The 17,503-nt window shown below is 59.8% G+C and carries 14 protein-coding genes; 10 read left to right on the forward strand and 4 right to left on the reverse strand.

Annotation, left to right across the window (positions count from 1 at the left end):
* The first annotated feature begins 9 nt into the window (after positions 1 to 9).
* From AC07U5_RS15425 to AC07U5_RS15460, 8 genes are all read left to right on the forward strand, one after another.
* Positions 10 to 1,281 carry a CmpA/NrtA family ABC transporter substrate-binding protein gene (locus tag AC07U5_RS15425; RefSeq protein WP_494723530.1) on the forward strand — a complete coding sequence of 424 codons (1,272 nt, stop codon included), beginning with the start codon at positions 10 to 12 and terminating at the stop codon, positions 1,279 to 1,281.
* A 365-nt stretch (positions 1,282 to 1,646) separates the two neighbouring features.
* Entirely contained in the window at positions 1,647 to 2,945 is a 1,299-nt protein-coding gene (locus AC07U5_RS15430; RefSeq protein ID WP_494723531.1) for a CmpA/NrtA family ABC transporter substrate-binding protein, read from the forward strand.
* A 77-nt stretch (positions 2,946 to 3,022) separates the two neighbouring features.
* On the forward strand, positions 3,023 to 3,919 hold the full coding sequence (ntrB, locus tag AC07U5_RS15435) for a nitrate ABC transporter permease (RefSeq protein ID WP_494723532.1): 897 nt from the start codon (positions 3,023 to 3,025) through the stop codon (positions 3,917 to 3,919).
* A gap of 12 nt (positions 3,920 to 3,931) precedes the next feature.
* The gene (locus tag AC07U5_RS15440; protein WP_111850834.1) at positions 3,932 to 4,729 is read left to right on the forward strand and encodes an ABC transporter ATP-binding protein; all 798 of its coding nucleotides are present in this window, start codon (positions 3,932 to 3,934) and stop codon (positions 4,727 to 4,729) included.
* A gap of 5 nt (positions 4,730 to 4,734) precedes the next feature.
* On the forward strand, positions 4,735 to 7,194 hold the full coding sequence (gene nirB, locus AC07U5_RS15445) for a nitrite reductase large subunit NirB (protein ID WP_494723533.1): 2,460 nt from the start codon (positions 4,735 to 4,737) through the stop codon (positions 7,192 to 7,194).
* 103 nt (positions 7,195 to 7,297) lie between these two features.
* Positions 7,298 to 7,627 carry a nitrite reductase small subunit NirD gene (gene nirD / locus AC07U5_RS15450; RefSeq protein WP_113180602.1) on the forward strand — a complete coding sequence of 110 codons (330 nt, stop codon included), beginning with the start codon at positions 7,298 to 7,300 and terminating at the stop codon, positions 7,625 to 7,627.
* A 2-nt stretch (positions 7,628 to 7,629) separates the two neighbouring features.
* Positions 7,630 to 10,287 (forward strand): nitrate reductase, encoded by a 2,658-nt coding sequence (locus AC07U5_RS15455; protein ID WP_494723534.1) that lies wholly within the window; start codon positions 7,630 to 7,632, stop codon positions 10,285 to 10,287.
* A gap of 19 nt (positions 10,288 to 10,306) precedes the next feature.
* The gene (locus AC07U5_RS15460; RefSeq protein WP_494723535.1) at positions 10,307 to 10,660 is read left to right on the forward strand and encodes a hypothetical protein; all 354 of its coding nucleotides are present in this window, start codon (positions 10,307 to 10,309) and stop codon (positions 10,658 to 10,660) included.
* On the opposite strand, the gene AC07U5_RS15465 is transcribed toward AC07U5_RS15460, so the two are convergent.
* On the reverse strand, positions 10,661 to 11,413 hold the full coding sequence (locus tag AC07U5_RS15465; protein WP_062427709.1) for an SDR family oxidoreductase: 753 nt from the start codon (positions 11,411 to 11,413) through the stop codon (positions 10,661 to 10,663). It lies immediately after the preceding gene.
* 26 nt (positions 11,414 to 11,439) lie between these two features.
* On the reverse strand, positions 11,440 to 12,009 hold the full coding sequence (locus AC07U5_RS15470; RefSeq protein WP_062597599.1) for a nucleoside 2-deoxyribosyltransferase: 570 nt from the start codon (positions 12,007 to 12,009) through the stop codon (positions 11,440 to 11,442).
* A gap of 257 nt (positions 12,010 to 12,266) precedes the next feature.
* Here AC07U5_RS15470 and AC07U5_RS15475 point away from each other — a divergent pair, with 257 nt between their 5' ends.
* Together AC07U5_RS15475 and AC07U5_RS15480 are read left to right on the forward strand one after the other, a co-directional pair.
* Positions 12,267 to 12,893: a ribonuclease D gene (locus tag AC07U5_RS15475; RefSeq protein ID WP_313593559.1), complete on the forward strand. Its 627-nt coding sequence runs from the start codon at positions 12,267 to 12,269 to the stop codon at positions 12,891 to 12,893.
* Between the two features lie 222 nt (positions 12,894 to 13,115).
* Positions 13,116 to 14,720 carry a hypothetical protein gene (locus AC07U5_RS15480; RefSeq protein ID WP_494723536.1) on the forward strand — a complete coding sequence of 535 codons (1,605 nt, stop codon included), beginning with the start codon at positions 13,116 to 13,118 and terminating at the stop codon, positions 14,718 to 14,720.
* Positions 14,721 to 14,835: 115 nt separating this feature from the next.
* Here AC07U5_RS15480 and rpsA read toward each other — a convergent pair whose 3' ends face one another.
* The gene (gene rpsA / locus AC07U5_RS15485) at positions 14,836 to 16,536 is read right to left on the reverse strand and encodes a 30S ribosomal protein S1 (RefSeq protein ID WP_062427705.1); all 1,701 of its coding nucleotides are present in this window, start codon (positions 16,534 to 16,536) and stop codon (positions 14,836 to 14,838) included.
* Between the two features lie 168 nt (positions 16,537 to 16,704).
* On the reverse strand, positions 16,705 to 17,337 hold the full coding sequence (gene cmk, locus AC07U5_RS15490; RefSeq protein ID WP_494723537.1) for a (d)CMP kinase: 633 nt from the start codon (positions 17,335 to 17,337) through the stop codon (positions 16,705 to 16,707).
* Between the last annotated feature and the right edge of the window lie 166 nt (positions 17,338 to 17,503).

Genomic DNA, 17,503 nt, shown 5'->3' on the forward strand with positions numbered 1-17,503 from the left:
AGCGATAGCATGACGGTGATAGACGATCTTGCAGACAGGAAATCCGGCATTGCAGCGCCTGCGCCGATCGGCAATGACCGGCAGCGCACCCTCCGGGCCGGCTTCATCCCGCTTGTGGATGCCTCGGTCCTGATTGCCGCGGCCGAATTCGGTTTTGCCGAGAAGGAGGGCCTGAAGCTCGACCTGGTGAAAGATGTCTCCTGGGCGAATGTTCGCGACCGCCTCGCCTTTCGCCAGTTCGACATTGCCCACATGCTCTCGCCCATGCCAGTGGCATCTATGCTCGGTCTCGGCTCGAACCCCTCGCCGACCATCACGCCCTTTTCACTCGGGCGGGGCGGCAACGCCATTACGCTTTCCACTGCGCTTTTCTCAAGGATGCAGGAGACGACCGGCTTGTCGGCGACAGCGGGGGCGCTGGAAAATGCCCGCGCGCTGAAAAGCGTGCTTGATGAGATGCGGGCCAAGGGAGAGCCGACGCCCACGCTTGGCATGACCTATCCATTCTCATCGCATAATTACGAATTTCGCTACTGGCTGGCAGCGGGTGGCATCCACCCGGACACGGATGTCAAACTGGTGGTCGTGCCGCCACCGCTGACCTCCGACGCGCTTGCAGCCGGTGCAATCGACGGCTTTTGCGTCGGCGCTCCCTGGAACATGATTGCCTGCGAGCGCGGCGTCGGGCGCATCGTGGCCGTCAAGCAGGATATCTGGCCGTCCGCACCGGAAAAAGTCATCGGCATGCGCCCCGATTGGGCGGATAGCCAGCAGGAAAGCGTGGCGAGACTTCTCGTGGCATTGGACGCCGCCGCCCGCTGGTGCGACGGCCTGGAAAATCGGCAGGCTCTGAGCGAAGCGCTTGCCGATGCGCGCTATATCGGCGCGCCTGAACATATCCTCCGACGCGTGCTGGGAGGAGAATTCCATATCGACAGCCGGGGCAACCAGCGCGTCATCGATAAATACTTCCAGTTCCACGCCGATCACGCCAACGATCCGCAACCCAACCAGGCGCTCTGGATCTACAGTCAGATGATCCGTTGGGGACAGACCACGTTTTCGGCCGAGGGTGCCAAGGCTGCCGCATCCGCCTACCGTCCTGACCTGTATCGCGCGGCGCTCGGCGCGGGCGTCGCTGCTCTCCAGGATGAGAACGACGGTGCAGGAGCCCTCTTCATGGATGGAATGACCTTTGATCCATCGAACATCCCAGCCTATGTCGAGCGCTTCCCGGTTAAGAATTCGGCCACGGCCCAACCCGCGACAGGCGAGTTCTGAAGCATCGAGTGCTGCATTTTTGGAGCCAAGGGTCGGAGCTCAGATTAAATAATAGCCTGAAATTTTTTGGCTTAAATACCATCTACAGACCCTGCATCTAAAAAAACTTATATTTTTCAATTGAGTAGAGATAAGCACAAAAATTGGCACGGTGCTTGCTTTATGTAAAACGCTCGGGTCAACGGCGATCGGAGCAGCAGGAACGCGTTATCAGCGTTCTTCATACGACACGGACGTCGCAAGGTATGCAGCCCGGAACACTCCTCCCGTTCCGAAGGCGCATCACCGAGCGGCGTTTTTTTGTTTTTGGGCTTCGCAAAAGTCATAGGGCGCCCATGAGGCTGCCAAAAAGGGGAACATGCGACATGAAGAAAATGCTTTCCAGTTCGATCAGCCGCCGCTCGATCCTGAAGACGTCGGCCACTGCAGCCCTGATCACCGCCGTCCGAACGGCTTTCCCTTCTGGCGCCTTCGCCGCCACGTCCGAACCTGAAGTCAAGGGCGCAAAACTCGGCTTCATCGCGCTGACCGATGCGGCACCACTGATCGTCGCATCGGAAAAGGGACTTTTCGCCAAGCATGGTATGCCCGATGTCGAGGTGCTGAAGCAGGCCTCCTGGGGTGCTACGCGTGACAACCTCGTTCTCGGCGGCGCGTCCAACGGGATCGACGGTGCCCATATCCTGACCCCGATGCCCTATCTCATGCACACCGGCAAGGTGACGCAGAACAACGTGCCGGTGCCGATGGCGATCCTCGCCCGCCTCAATCTCGATAGCCAGGGCATCTCCGTTGCCAAGGACTATGCCGACACCGGCGTCCAGCTCGATGCTTCGAAACTGAAAGCTGCCTTCGAGAAGAAGAAGGCGGACGGCAAGGAAATCAAGGCGGCGATGACCTTCCCGGGCGGCACACATGATCTGTGGATCCGCTATTGGCTGGCGGCTGGCGGCATCGATCCGGACAAGGACGTTTCCACCATCGTCGTTCCGCCACCGCAGATGGTTGCCAACATGAAGGTCGGCAACATGGACGTCTTCTGTGTCGGCGAACCCTGGAACGAGCAGCTGGTCAACCAAGGCATCGGCTTTACTGCCTGTACGACCGGAGAACTGTGGAAGGGTCACCCAGAAAAGGCGCTCGGCATGCGGGCCGACTGGGTTGAGAAGAACCCGAATGCCGCCAAGGCCATGCTGATGGCCGTGATGGAAGCCCAGCAATGGTGCGACAGCATGGACAACAAGGAGGAGATGTCGACCATTCTCGGCAAGCGTCAGTGGTTCAACGTTCCGCCGAAGGATGTGCTAGGCCGTTTGAAGGGCGACATCAATTACGGCAATGGCCGCGTTGCTCATGGCACCGATCTTTACATGAAGTTCTGGAAGGACGCGGCATCCTATCCGTTCCAGAGCCATGACAGCTGGTTCCTTGCCGAAAACATCCGCTGGGGCAAGTTCGCGCCGGACACCGACATCAAGGCGCTGGTGTCCCAGGTCAACCGCGAAGATCTGTGGCGCGCTGCCGCGAAGGACCTGGGCATTGCCGCTGCCGATATTCCGACCTCCACCTCCCGTGGCAAGGAAACCTTCTTCGATGGCAAGGTCTTCGATCCCGAAAACCCATCTGCCTATCTCGATAGCCTGTCGATCAAGGCGGCCTCCTGAGGACGCCATGGCCCCTCCGCAGCCGGCGGAGGGGCGCGCAACCCGTGCAACACCCCATCCGGAAACAGGACAAGACCATGACCGCAACCGCACGCAAGACAGAAAGCACGGCCATCGCCGTTGCGACGCCAAAGGGTGGCACCGTGATCGCCATGAACCGCCGCCCTGTGTCGGGACTCTCTTTTCGCAAGATCGCCGCATCGATTGCGCGAAACGTCGTTCCGCCATTCGTCGTCCTGGTGATCCTGCTCGGCCTCTGGCAGGCGCTCTGTTCGGCGCCCGGCGCGTCGCTGCCGCCGCCAAGCCAAGTGTTTGAGGAAAGCTACGACCTGATTGTCCACCCCTTCTTCCATTATGGCTCTCAGGATATCGGCCTTGGCTGGCGCGTTCTCGTTTCGCTCGAACGCGTTGCCTATGGGTTTGGTCTTGCGGCGATCGTCGGCGTCGTTGTCGGCGCCATCATCGGCCAGTCCGTCTGGGCGATGCGTGGCCTGGATCCGATCTTTCAGGTGCTGCGCACCGTCCCGCCGCTCGCATGGTTGCCGCTGTCTTTGGCCGCGTTCCAGGACAGCAATCCTTCGGCCATTTTCGTGATCTTCATCACCTCCATCTGGCCGGTCATCATCAATACCGCGGTGGGCGTGCGCAACATCCCGCAGGATTACCGCAACGTCGCGCAGGTGCTGCGTCTCAACCACATCGAATTTTTCTACAAGATCATGCTGCCATCCGCCGCGCCCTACATTTTCACCGGTCTTCGCATCGGCGTCGGCCTCTCCTGGCTTGCCATCGTCGCGGCTGAAATGCTGACGGGTGGCGTGGGCATCGGCTTCTTCATCTGGGATGCGTGGAATTCATCCCGCCTGCCCGACATCATCGTGGCACTCGCCTATATCGGCGTCGTCGGCTTCGTCCTCGACAAGCTGGTGGCGACCGCCGGAAAGCTCATCACCCGCGGCGCGGCAGCGAACTAGGAGGATTTCTTCATGAACGCCTATTTGAAGCTCGATCATATCGACAAATATTTCGACAAGGGCGGCAGCCGCGCCGAGGTGCTTAAGGGCATCAACCTCACCATCGACAAGGGCGAGTTCGTCTCCGTCATCGGCCATTCCGGCTGCGGCAAGTCCACCATGCTCAACCTGATTGCCGGCCTGACCAAGGTGTCCTCCGGCGTGGTGTTGTTGGAAAACCGCGAGGTCAACGAGCCGGGCCCGGAGCGTGCGGTCGTCTTCCAGAACCACAGCCTGCTGCCATGGCTCACCGTCTACGAAAACGTCAATCTCGGCGTCGAGAAGGTCTTCCGCTACACCAAGTCCAAGGCCGAGCGCCATGATTGGGTCATGCGCAATCTTGATCTCGTGCAGATGGCCCATGCGAAGGACAAGAAGCCATCCGAGATTTCCGGCGGCATGAAGCAGCGCGTCGGTATTGCTCGGGCCTTGGCGATGGAACCAAAAATCCTGCTGTTGGACGAGCCTTTCGGCGCGCTCGATGCGCTGACCCGCGCCCATCTGCAGGATGCGGTGATGGAAATCCATGCGCGACTTGGCAACACCATGATCATGATCACCCATGACGTGGATGAGGCTGTTCTGCTTTCCGACCGCATCGTGATGATGACCAACGGCCCGGCCGCTCACATAGGCGAAATCCTCGATGTGCCGCTGGCGCGCCCGCGCAACCGCATCGAGCTTGCCTCCGACCGAACCTATCTCAAATGCCGCGAAGCCGTGTTGAAGTTCCTCTATGAACGTCACCGTTTCGTCGAAGCAGCGGAGTAAGATCCATGTCCGAAACAAAGCCCCAGAAACTCGTCATCATCGGCAACGGCATGGCGCCGGGCCGCATGCTGGAGAACCTCTTCGAGACCGCTCCCGGCGTCTTCGACGTGACCATCTTCAATGCCGAGCCGCGCGTCAATTACGACCGCATCATGCTCTCGCCAGTTCTCTCCGGTGAAAAGGCCTATGAAGACATCGTCATTCACGACGACGACTGGTATGCAGCCCATGGCGTGACCCTGCACAAGGGCGCGAAGGTCAGCCATATCGACCGAGAGCGCAAGACCGTCACCAGCGAAAACGGCATCACCGCCTCCTACGACAAGCTCGTGATCGCCACGGGCTCCTCTCCCTTCATCATTCCTGTTCCCGGCCACCAGTTGCCCGGCGTTCTTGCCTATCGTGATCTCGATGACGTAACGAAGATGCTGGAGATCGCCGGTGGCAAGGGTCGCGCCATCGTCATCGGCGCCGGTCTTCTTGGTCTCGAAGCGGCCTATGGACTGAAGCGTCAGGGCATGGACGTCACCGTCATTCACCTGATGCCGACCATCATGGAGCGCCAGCTCGATCCGGCAGCGGCCTATCTTCTGGAAAAGGCGTTGACCGAACGCGGCATCGACATCATCACCAAGGCCAATACCAAGCGCATTATCGGCGAAGACAAAGTCGAGGGCATCGAGCTGGAAGATGGCCGCGTCATCGAAGGCACCATGGTGGTTATGGCCGTCGGCATTCGCCCGGCCTCCGGGCTTGCCAAGGACGCAGGCCTTGCCGTCAATCGCGGTATCGTCGTCGATGATGGCATGATGACATCCGACGCCTCGATCTACGCGCTTGGCGAATGCGCCGAGCATCGCGGCATCTGCTACGGTCTCGTCGCGCCGCTTTACGAAAGTGCCAGAGTGCTGGCCGACCGCCTGATCGGCGGCCAGTCCGAATATCACGGCTCCGTCACCAATACGAAGCTGAAGGTCACCGGTATCAACCTCTTCTCCGCCGGCGATTTTGCCGAGGGCGATGACCGTGAAGAGATCGTGCTGCGCGATGCGACGGCGGGCGTCTACAAACGCCTGATTCTCAAGGACAATCGTATCATCGGCGCGGTCCTCTATGGTGAGACCTCGGACGGTTCGTGGTTCTTCGACCTGATGAAAAAGAGCGCGGACATCACAGAGATGCGCGAAACACTGATTTTCGGCCAAGCCTATCAGGGGGGCTCCCCCCTGGACCCTATGGCGGCCGTTGCAGCCTTGCCGGATGATGCGGAAATCTGCGGCTGCAACGGCGTTTGCAAGGGAAAAATCACCTCCACCATCACCGGCAAGGGCCTGACCTCGCTCGACGATGTGCGCGCTCACACCAAGGCCTCGGCCTCCTGTGGCAACTGCACGGGGCTGGTCGAGCAGCTGATGACGCTGGCGCTTGGCGACAGCTACAATCCCACGGCCGTGCAGCCCATGTGCAAATGCACCGATCTCGGCCATGACGATGTGCGCCGTCTGATCAAGGCCAAGGGACTGAAGACCATTCCTGCCGTCATGCAGGAACTGGAGTGGAAGACCTCCTGCGGCTGCGCCAAATGCCGTCCGGCGCTGAACTACTACCTCGTCTGCGACTGGCCGGATGAATATGCGGATGACTATCAGTCCCGCTTCATCAATGAGCGGGTTCACGCCAACATCCAGAAGGATGGCACCTATTCCGTAGTGCCGCGCATGTGGGGCGGCGTGACCAATGCAGGTGAGTTGCGCGCCATTGCCGATGTCGTCGACAAGTTCGAGATCCCGCTGGTGAAGGTGACCGGCGGCCAGCGTATCGATCTTCTCGGCATCGAGAAGGAAGACCTGCCCGCCGTCTGGGCCGATCTCGGCAAGGCCGGCTTCATCTCTGGCCAGGCCTATGCCAAGGGCCTGCGCACCGTCAAAACCTGTGTGGGCGAGCAGTGGTGCCGGTTCGGCACGCAGGATTCCACCGGGCTTGGCATTCGCATCGAAAAGTTCATGTGGGGCTCCTGGACACCGGCCAAGCTGAAGCTTGCCGTTTCGGGCTGTCCGCGCAACTGCGCGGAAGCCACCTGCAAGGATATTGGCGTGATATGCGTGGACTCCGGCTTCGAAATCCACTTTGCCGGAGCTGCGGGCCTCGACATCAAAGGTACTGAAATTCTCGGTCTGGTGAAGACCGCGGATGAGGCGCTGGAGCATATCGTGGCGCTGACGCAAATGTACCGCGAACAGGCCCGCTATCTTGAGCGCATCTACAAGTGGGCAAAGCGCATCGGCTACGACGAAATCCGCCGCCAGATCATGGATGATGCCGACAAGCGCAAGGGCTTCTACGAGCGCTTTGTCTTCAGCCAGAAATTCGCCCAGGTCGATCCCTGGTCGGAGCGTGTGTCCGGCGAACACAAGCACGAGTTCAAGCCGATGGCGACCATCGGCTTCAATCAAGCCGCAGAGTGACCGGGGCTTTCAAAGCCATCGGTGCATAGCGCTGAGTGATGGGGCGACATGGAGGAGATGTCGCCCCATCCCAAAACCTTCAACCGGACACAGGATGACGATGATGAACTGGGTCGAAATCGGCACTATCTCTGACATTCCACTGCGCGGCGCGCGCTGCGTAAAGACGCCGATGGGCAAGATTGCGGTGTTCCGCACCGCCGATAACGACGTCTATGCCATCGAAGATCACTGCCCTCACAAGGGCGGGCCGCTCTCTCAAGGCATCGTTCACGGCGCGTCGGTGACCTGCCCTTTGCATAACTGGGTCATTTCGCTGGAAACCGGCAGGGCCGAAGGCGCCGACGAGGGTGCGGTGCGCACCATCCCCGTGCGCAACATCGATGGCAACCTGTCTATTGCTCTTGAAAGCATGATGATCGCTGCGGAGTAAGCATGGCACAAGAGGTCAAAACCACCTGTCCCTATTGCGGCGTCGGCTGCGGCGTTATCGCGAAGATCGATGATGACGGTGGCGTTTCGGTGAAGGGCGATCCGGATCATCCGGCCAATTACGGTCGGCTCTGTTCCAAAGGATCGGCACTTGGCGAAACGCTCGATCTCGACGACCGGCTGCTTTACCCGCAAGTCGGCGGTGAACGAGTGCATTGGAATGAGGCACTTGATCTCGTGGCCTCGAAATTTTCCGAAGCGATCGCGACCTATGGACCGGATTCGGTCGCCTTCTATGTCTCAGGGCAATTGCTGACCGAGGACTACTATCTCGCCAACAAGCTGATGAAGGGCTTCATTGGCTCGGCCAATATCGACACCAATTCGCGGCTTTGCATGTCGTCTTCCGTCGCAGGCCATCGCCGCGCCTTCGGCTCGGACACGGTTCCAGGTGTTTATGAGGATTTGTTTCTCGCCGATCTCGTCATCCTGACCGGCTCCAACCTCGCCTGGTGTCACCCGGTCATCTATCAGCGGCTTGCAGCGGCGAAAGCAGAACGGCCGGACATGAAGGTGGTGGTGATAGACCCACGCCGCACCATGACCTGCGACATTGCCGATATGCATCTTGCCATCAAGCCGGATGGGGATGTGGCGCTTTTTACCGGACTTCTGGCGCATCTGGCGAAGGGAGCGACGCTCGACAAGACCTATATCGAAAGCCACACGCAGGGTTTTGAGGAAGCGGTCAGAACGGCCTTTGACATCGGCTTGGCAACCATCGTCGAGGCAACGGGCTTAAGCCTCGCCGAGCTTACCCGTTTCTATCACCTTTTCGAGCGCACCGAAAACGTCGTCACCTGCTACAGTCAGGGCGTCAACCAGTCGTCCAGCGGCACCGACAAGGTCAACGCCATCATCAACTGCCATCTGGCGACAGGCCGCATTGGCAAGCCGGGTGCGGGACCGTTTTCGTTGACCGGACAGCCCAATGCCATGGGTGGGCGCGAGGTGGGTGGTCTTGCCAATATGCTCGCCGCCCATATGGCCATCGAAAGCGTCGAGGACCGCGACCGGGTGCAGCGCTTTTGGAAAGCACCGGCGATTGCGACTAAGCCCGGCCTCAAAGCCGTCGATCTCTTCCAGGCGGTGGCCGATGGTCGCATCAAGGCGCTCTGGATCATGGCGACCAATCCGGCAGTCTCCATGCCCGATGCCGGGGCCGTGGAAGCGGCGCTGAAGCAATGTCCGTTCATCGTCGTCTCCGACATCATGGCGAAGACCGATACCGCACGCCACGCGCATGTGCTGCTGCCATCACTCGGCTGGGGCGAGAAGGACGGCACCGTCACCAATTCGGAACGGCGCATCTCCCGCCAGCGCGGCTACCTTCCAGCGCCAGGTGAGGCGAAAGCCGACTGGTGGCAATTTGCCGAAGTCGGCAAGCGCATGGGTTACGCCGATGCGTTCACCTATGCCAATCCCACGGAGATTTTCGCCGAACATGCCAGCCTCTCGGCCTTCGAAAATAATGGCAGCCGTGATTTCGATATCGGCGCCTTTGCCGAGATCGGGCAACCGGCCTATGACGACATGGCGCCGTTCAGCTGGCCTCAGCCCTCCGGAGCGACCTGCGGCACGACGCGCTTCTTCGCCGATGGAAAATTCTTCCATGCGGACGGAAAGGCGCGTTTCGTCTCTACAGCGCTGCCGCAGACGAGCCGCACGAGCGCCGACTATCCTCTGACGCTCAATACGGGCCGCATTCGCGATCAGTGGCACACCATGACCCGCACGGGAAAAAGCGCCCGGCTATCCTCACATCTGGCCGAACCTTTCGTCGAGTTTCATCCCCGCGATGCGATGGAAGCAGGGATTGAGAGTGCCGATCTGGTGGAGGTGGAAAGCCCTCTCGGCACGGTGATCCTGCGCGCGCTCATCACCGACAGGCAGGCACGCGGCAGCCTCTTTGTGCCGATGCACTGGAACGATCAGTTCGCCGCCAATGCCCGGATCGACAGGCTGGTGCCGCCCACCACCGATCCCTTCTCCGGACAGCCGGCATCGAAAAATGTCGCCGTTACGGCGCGCCGCTTTCAAGCAAAGGCCTATGCCTTTGCAGTGACTGCCACGGCTCCCCAAAAGCCCGACTGCGCCTATTGGGCTCTCGCCAAGGCCGACGGCGGCTATCGTCTGGAGCTTGCCTTCGACACTCTGCCGGATGACTGGATATCCTGGAGCAGAAAAATCTTCGGGATCGACGCCCGCGTCGAACCGCTCGGTTATGCCGACAATCGAACCGGTGACATTCGGCTCGCCTTTTTTAACGAAGACAAATTGTTGGCGGCGCTGTTTATCGCGGCCGCGCCCGTCGCCGTTGCGCGAAACTGGGCGGTCGCGCAGTTGAAAGAGCGGCATGAGGATCTACGCAACCGGTTCGCGCTCGTCGCTGGCAGGCCGGGCGCCGGCAGACCCGATCCCGGTGCCACCGTCTGCTCCTGCTTCAATGTCGGCATCAACCAGATCACCAGCGCGATCCGCGAGGGCTGCCACACAGTCGAGGCGGTGGGCGCCTGCGTCAGCGCCGGCACCAATTGCGGCTCCTGCCGGGCGGAAATCCGCACCATCATCAATGGCTGCCTGAAGACCGCAGCCGAGTGACGTATCGACAAGAAACGAGGTGGGAAAGCCTTACAGCATCGGCCCGAACGTCGGACCCGGTTTTCTGAAAGCAGGATGCGGCAACCATTCCTTGCGAGACGGCTATCGCGCCTTGACGCCGAAGGCGAAGCAAAATGTTGGAGAGGTTCCAGAAAAGAAAAAGCCTGCCGCGGGAGGAGGTGCGGCAGGCTTTGAACTTGATTGGCAATTGGGAGGAGGAGTATCGCCAATCCACATCGAACGACGCTGGGAGGAGGAGTGCGTCGTTTCGATGATCAATATATACTCCCGTTACCCGGCGCTGAAAAGCGCGACACTCGCAGGGCAGCAATGCACAAATTGCATAACGGCTTTTATTATGACGTTTTTTTGATCACTGCGTGTCGCGATGGACCTGGAAGCCTGCAAAGGACTGGTTCACCGGCATCAGCTCGATGGCGTTGATGTTGATGTGCTTCGGCTGGGACACCACCCAGTGAATGGTATTGGCGATATCCTCCGGCAGGATCGGGTTGACGCCCTTGTAAAGCGTGTCGGAGGCCTGCTGGTTGCCGCCGGTGCGCACCAGCGTGAACTCGGTTTCGCACATGCCAGGCTCGATGGATGTGACGCGCACGCCTTTGCCATGAAGATCCGATCGTAGCCCAAGCGAAAACTGGCGCAGGAACGCCTTGGTACCGGCATAGACATTGCCGCCGGCATAGGGCCAGCTCGCCGCGACCGAGGACAGATTGACGACGATGCCACGGCGCTCGATCAGCGTTGGCAGCAAGTGGTGGGTGATGTTCAACAGTCCCGTGATATTGGTGTTGACCATGGTGTGCCAGTCCTGAAGCGGCACTTGCGGCGCAGGTGCCGTTCCCAGCGCCAGACCGGCATTATTGACCAGTACGTCGATTGCAGAAAACTCCTGCGGCAATTCAGCGAAAGCCGAACGCATCGCCTCCTGATCGGTAATGTCGAAGGCCAGACCGTGGAAGGACGATCCGAGTTCATCTTTAAGGTCTTGGAGCCGCTCGGCGCGACGGCCGGTCCCGATCACCTTCCAGCCATGGCTTGCAAAGAGACGCGCGGTGGAAAGGCCGAAGCCAGAGGTCGCTCCGGTGATGAGAATCGTGGCTGTCATATCTGCTCTCCGCTTGATGGTGCTGTTTAAAGAAGCTTTGCCGCAGCAAGCTTCAGGCACTCTCTGAATGCCGTCAGATCGGTATAGAGTTCCTCAGGTGCCGCATCTCCAACGATGATGGCCCCGCCCCGGCGCAGGATGCTGCCATGAAGCATGAGGTTGTCGACCATGTCGAAGTTCTCGACGGAAAGCCCGTCGGGTCCTCTGTAACGCCCATCATCGCTGAGCGAGACATCGCCGGCATAGTGATCGTGGATGCGGGTGAAATGGTTCTTCGCCATATTGGTATAGGCGAACACCGGCTTGCCGAGAGCGCACATGAAGCCGAGCTCGAAGCTCGTACCGACATCAGCGGCAATTCCGCGGAAGGGCGTCAGGTTGGCAATGACAGCGTCCGCCTCAAGCATCATATGCTCGTCGATAGCGTTGATATTGCAGCCATGGCCGGTCTTTGTGTCGGCGGGCGGAATTTCAAGATCGCCGGGAGACAGTGGGGTGAAGCCGGCGTCTCGGGCAAGCTGTGCCTTCGCATCCAGCATGTCGCGCGCGTTGGAGAGAAAGACCTCAGGTCCCGCGAGATAGATTTTCTTGGTCATGGATATGGGAATTTTCGTCATTGGCAGGAATTTGACGTCAACCTAGACCGCGACCGCCTGACGAGGCAAGAGCGCCTGGAGCATCGGCCCGAAAATCGAGATCGATTTTCGCAATGACACGATGCGACTATTCAAAAAAGATGAGCGTCCTTGGCGCGTCCAGCAGCACCCCACCGCGCTCCAGGGCCAAAAGCGGTATCGCCAACAGCCACTTTGCGCTATAGCCGGAACCGGAAGACGCGTAACCGGAGTACCAAATGGCTGCCAAGATCCGCTATCATGAAGGCGATATTTCTGCGAGCGATGCCGCCCGCTATACAGGCGCAATCGCCGTCGATACGGAAACGCTCGGTTTGGTACCGCGTCGCGACAGACTGTGTGTCGTGCAGCTTTCACCCGGCGACGGCACGGCCGATGTCGTACGCATTGCCGCCGGGCAGAAGGAAGCGCCAAACCTCGTCGCCATGCTGGAGGATCCGAGCCGCGAGAAGATATTCCATTACGGTCGCTTCGATATCGCCGTGCTGTTCCACACTTTCGGCGTGACGACGACGCCGGTCTTCTGCACCAAGATCGCGTCCAGGCTTTGCCGCACCTATACGGACCGGCACGGACTGAAGGACAATCTGAAAGAGATGCTGGAGGTCGACATCTCCAAGGCGCAGCAATCCTCAGACTGGGCGGCCGAGACGCTTTCCCCGGCGCAGCTCGAATACGCCGCATCCGATGTTCTTCACCTGCATGCGCTTCGCGACAAGCTCACCCACCGGCTGATCCGTGACGGCCGCTACGACCACGCCACCGCCTGCTTCGCCTTCCTGCCCACACGCGCAAAGCTCGATCTTCTCGGCTGGGACGATACAGACATCTTCGCCCATAGCTGAGGCGGTCCGTGGCGACGCCACACGTATGGTTAGCAGTCGATTAACGATTCCCCGTCATGATTGCTCTTAATGATTCGTTCGCCTGCTTTCGAAGGGTGGGCTTTGGACATCATTCCCCGGCGGTGCGGATGACGAGCAACGGCTCGAGCGCATCACTGAGCATCAAAGCTGCGACGCGATGACAGCGGATCAACGCGCTTCGGACCGAAGGAAGAGCGCACCATGTTGCCGCCCGTCAGTGCCGTCACAGCAGGAGAATTTTCCTCGCAGACTGCGGGGCAGAAGCAGGACGCGGTCAGTTCGCCGGTCAATCAGCCAAATGTCCCGCAGGCCATTTCCGATACCTCACCCAATCCCCCGGTCGTCGCGGCACGCGCCGTCTCCGGCGAAGCGGAGCTTCACCGAACTGGAACGGTGCTGACAGAGGTTCTGGGCTCGCTTCTGGGAATGGAGCGCCTGGAGGGGGAAGATGCCGAAGCCTATGTGAACCGTCTCACCTCGGCCCTCCAATCTCTCCCATTGGCGCAGAAAGCTGCACTTGAACAGCAACTGGGAAAGCTGCTGAAGGGCATGACGATTGCGCTCATGCTGGACATTCTGAAAAACAACGCCGGACCCAATGCCGCAAGACTGGCGGTGATGCTGGAACTGGCCCGTGTCGGCCAGTCGAAGGATGGCGTGAAGGTGGCGCTGCCGCCCTATCTTCAGGATCTTATGCCCGACAGCCCATCCCTTACTCCTCTGCCGATCAAAGTGCCCGCGCCAGCCTTGCAGGGTCCTCGACCGCCGCTTTCGCCCGACCAAAGCGTCTCTTCGCCAGGCAAACCTGTGGCCCCCACTCCGGCACCAACAGGGGGCGTGACAGACGACGTACCCGCTCCGACATCCCATCCTGCTCAGACCGCACCAGAGATATCTGCAAGACTGACGGCGCAGACGCCTCTCCTTCCCCAAAACACCGCTTCAACGACGGCCTCTACTCCCGCAGCCCCTGGTGCGCCTCAAGCTTCCCCGCCCGTACCCCAAGCGCAGGCATCTGCCCCACCCGCTCCGTCCAGCAACGTCAGATCATCCATCGCCCTTCCGCCGAATGCGGAGCTACCGATGGTGATGCCAGATGGTACGATGGATGATGCTGCTCTCGCTTCTTTCTTGAAAGCGGACGCGGCAACGATTGCGGCGCAGATTCGTGGTGCGAGCCCGCAGGACATGGAGAAACTGCTATTGGCTGTGCTGCTGGGTAGACTGCCTGACCGCGCCGATCCGCTTGCAGACACATCTTCCGCGCTGCCAGTCCCACCGCACGAAGAAGCCTCCAATACCGAGGCCACAAAAAAGCAGCAGGTCATGACAACCGGACAGCAGCAGGCGCACGCCACCGAAGCACCCATTGAAGAGACGACGACTGGGCTCCTACGCCCGGAAGCGCAAATAGCTGCCCGCGGTTCGGTCGCTGCCGACGGCAAGACCCTCGTCTTCGAGCAGGCGGCACTTCAATCCGCCGTCGCCTCGCTGGTGACAAAGCCCGGCACACCGCTTCCCTTCGTCAACTACCCGATTGAGGAGCAGAAGCGGGATGAGGAGGCACCGCCGCGTGGTCGCTGGCCCTCCTCTGAAGGAGAAGGCGAAGCCGGCGAAGAGGCCGGACATAGCCAGACGGACCAGAACGACGCGAAGCAAGATCATCCGGACGATCTATCCGGCCAGGAAGAGCGCGTGGCCGCCAATGATGAGCCGGTCGATCATTCGGTTTCTGATGGCGCGCGCGAAGATGGCCGGGTGGGCGACGCCGAATCCTACTATCTGCGAATGGGCAACTTCGCCTGATCTGCTCGCGAGGGCGCCACGAATTGCGTCTTGCCGCCCTGACAGCTGGAAATAACCGCAACAAAAAACCCGCCGGATCGCTCCAGCGGGTTCTTTAAGCTTTAGAGGCTGACGATTACTCGCCGCGGTTCTTCAGAGCCGCGCCAAGGATATCGCCGAGCGAAGCGCCGGAGTCGGACGAACCGAACTGAGCGACGGCTTCCTTCTCTTCTGCGATTTCCAGAGCCTTGATCGAAAGCATGACCTTGCGATCCTTCTTGGAGAAGTTGACGACGCGGGCGTCGAGAACCTGACCAACCGAGAAACGCTCAGGACGCTGATCGTCACGATCGCGTGCCAGGTCGTTGCGGCGGATGAAGGAGGTGATGTCTTCGTGGTTGACGAGCTTCACTTCGATGCCGCCTTCGTTGACGCCGATGACTTCAGCGGAAACGACAGCGTTCTTGCGCAGTTCGCCAGACGTTGCAGCTTCGCCGACGGAATCCTTGCCGAGCTGCTTGATACCGAGAGAGATACGCTCCTTCTCGACGTCAACGTCCAGAACGACAGCCTTGACGACGTCGCCCTTGTTGAACTCTTCGATGACCTGCTCGCCCGGACGGTTCCAGTCGAGATCCGACAGGTGAACCATGCCGTCGACATCGCCTTCGAGGCCAATGAACAGGCCGAATTCGGTCTTGTTCTTGACTTCGCCTTCAACTTCAGTGCCGGCCGGATGGCTGTAGGCAAATGCCTGCCATGGGTTTTCCAGCGTCTGCTTGAGGCCGAGCGAGATACGGCGCTTGGACGGATCGACTTCGAGAACGACAACGTCGACTTCCTGGCTCGTGGACAGGATCTTGCCGGGATGTACGTTCTTCTTGGTCCAGGACATTTCGGAAATGTGGATTAGGCCTTCGATGCCCGGCTCCAGCTCGACGAATGCACCGTAGTCGGTGATGTTCGTGACCGTACCGGAGATCTTCTTGCCAACCGGGTACTTGGCGGAGATGCCATCCCACGGATCGGACTCGAGCTGCTTCATGCCGAGCGAGATACGGTGGGTTTCCTGGTTGATGCGGATGATCTGAACCTTGACCTGCTGGCCAATGTTGAGGATTTCCGAAGGATGGTTGACGCGGCGCCATGCCATGTCGGTGACGTGCAGCAGGCCGTCGATGCCGCCGAGGTCAACGAACGCACCGTAATCGGTGATGTTCTTGACGACGCCGTCAACAACCTGGCCTTCTTCGAGGTTCTGAACGATTTCAGAACGCTGCTCGGCACGGGACTCTTCGAGAACCGTACGGCGCGAAACGACGATGTTGCCGCGACGCTTGTCCATCTTGAGGATTTCGAAGGGCTGCGGGTTGTGCATCAGAGGCGTTACGTCGCGGATCGGACGAATGTCGACCTGCGAACGCGGAAGGAAGGCAACAGCGCCGTCGAGATCGACCGTGAAGCCGCCCTTGACCTGGTTGAAGATAACGCCTTCAACGCGCTCGCCGGCTTCGAACTTGGCTTCGAGCTTGACCCAGCTCTCTTCGCGGCGAGCCTTCTCGCGCGACAGAACGGCTTCGCCCAGAGCGTTTTCGATGCGCTCGACATAAACTTCGACTTCGTCGCCGACTTTCAGCGTGCCGTCCTTGGACTTGGCACCGAATTCCTTGAGCGGAACGCGGCCTTCGACCTTGAGGCCAACGTCAACAATCGCGACATCCTTTTCGATGGCCGTTACGATGCCCTTGGCAACGTAGCCTTCGGCCAGGTCGTTGGAAGCAAAGGACTCTTCGAGCAGGGCTGCGAAATCGTCGCGCGTGGGGGTAGCTACAGACATTAAATCTCCTGAAGTGTCCGTTTCATCAAGGGACACACAAGCACCGGGGGTTTGCGTTGATCATTCCCGAAATCCATGCCCGCCTTGTCGTGCAAGGCTTTCCGGCGCAGGGCATGCTTTCGGGACATTCCAGAACGGAAATCGGACCTGCCGGTTCCCGCGCAATTCTCATTTCTTCAGCGCGGCATCGATAATCGCTTTTGCCGCTTGAAACGCCGCCTCTATACTCATTTCCGACGTATCAAGCAAGTGCGCGTCTTCTGCTGGTTTCAAAGGACTATCAGATCGGCCCATGTCCCGCTCGTCACGCTTCTTCACATCTGCGAAAATCGCCTCGTAATCGGCAGTACCGCCGCCCGCGACGATCTCGTCATAACGTCTCCTGGCGCGGATTTCGGGCGAGGCCGTCACGTAAAGCTTCACCGGCGCCTCCGGGCAGACAACCGTGCCGATATCGCGCCCATCCAGAACCGTGCCGGGCTCGCGCAGAGAAAAGGCACGCTGCGCCGTCACCAGCGCGCGCCGCACGGCGGGCATGACCGCAATCTTTGAAGCCGCCTCGCCCACCTCATGTCGCGAAAGAACCGAGCGATCCAGCCCGGCGAGATCGAGGTGGAGTGCGGTCTCTTCCGCAACAGCCTCGTCATCCAGGGTCTTGCCCGCATCAAGAAGTGCCTTGGCGGTGGCACGATAGGTCAGGCCGGTATCGAGGTGATGGAAGCCGTAAACCTCGGCGATCTTGCGCGAAAGCGTACCCTTGCCTGCGGCCGCGGGGCCATCGATGGCGATAATAAAAGTCATGGGGATAAAATCTCGAATGGACGTTTGTCTCGGCTGTGGGCTTTATCATAAAGAATGCGAGCATTCACCCCGAGAGCGGCCGAAAACTTCCACCCCCGTAATCCCATGCAGTTTATCTTTGACAGGCACCACGGCAGGGATTAAGGGGACCGGCTATAAATTTACC

It is taken from the genome of Agrobacterium sp. GW821-FHT02D03 (assembly GCF_059421725.1).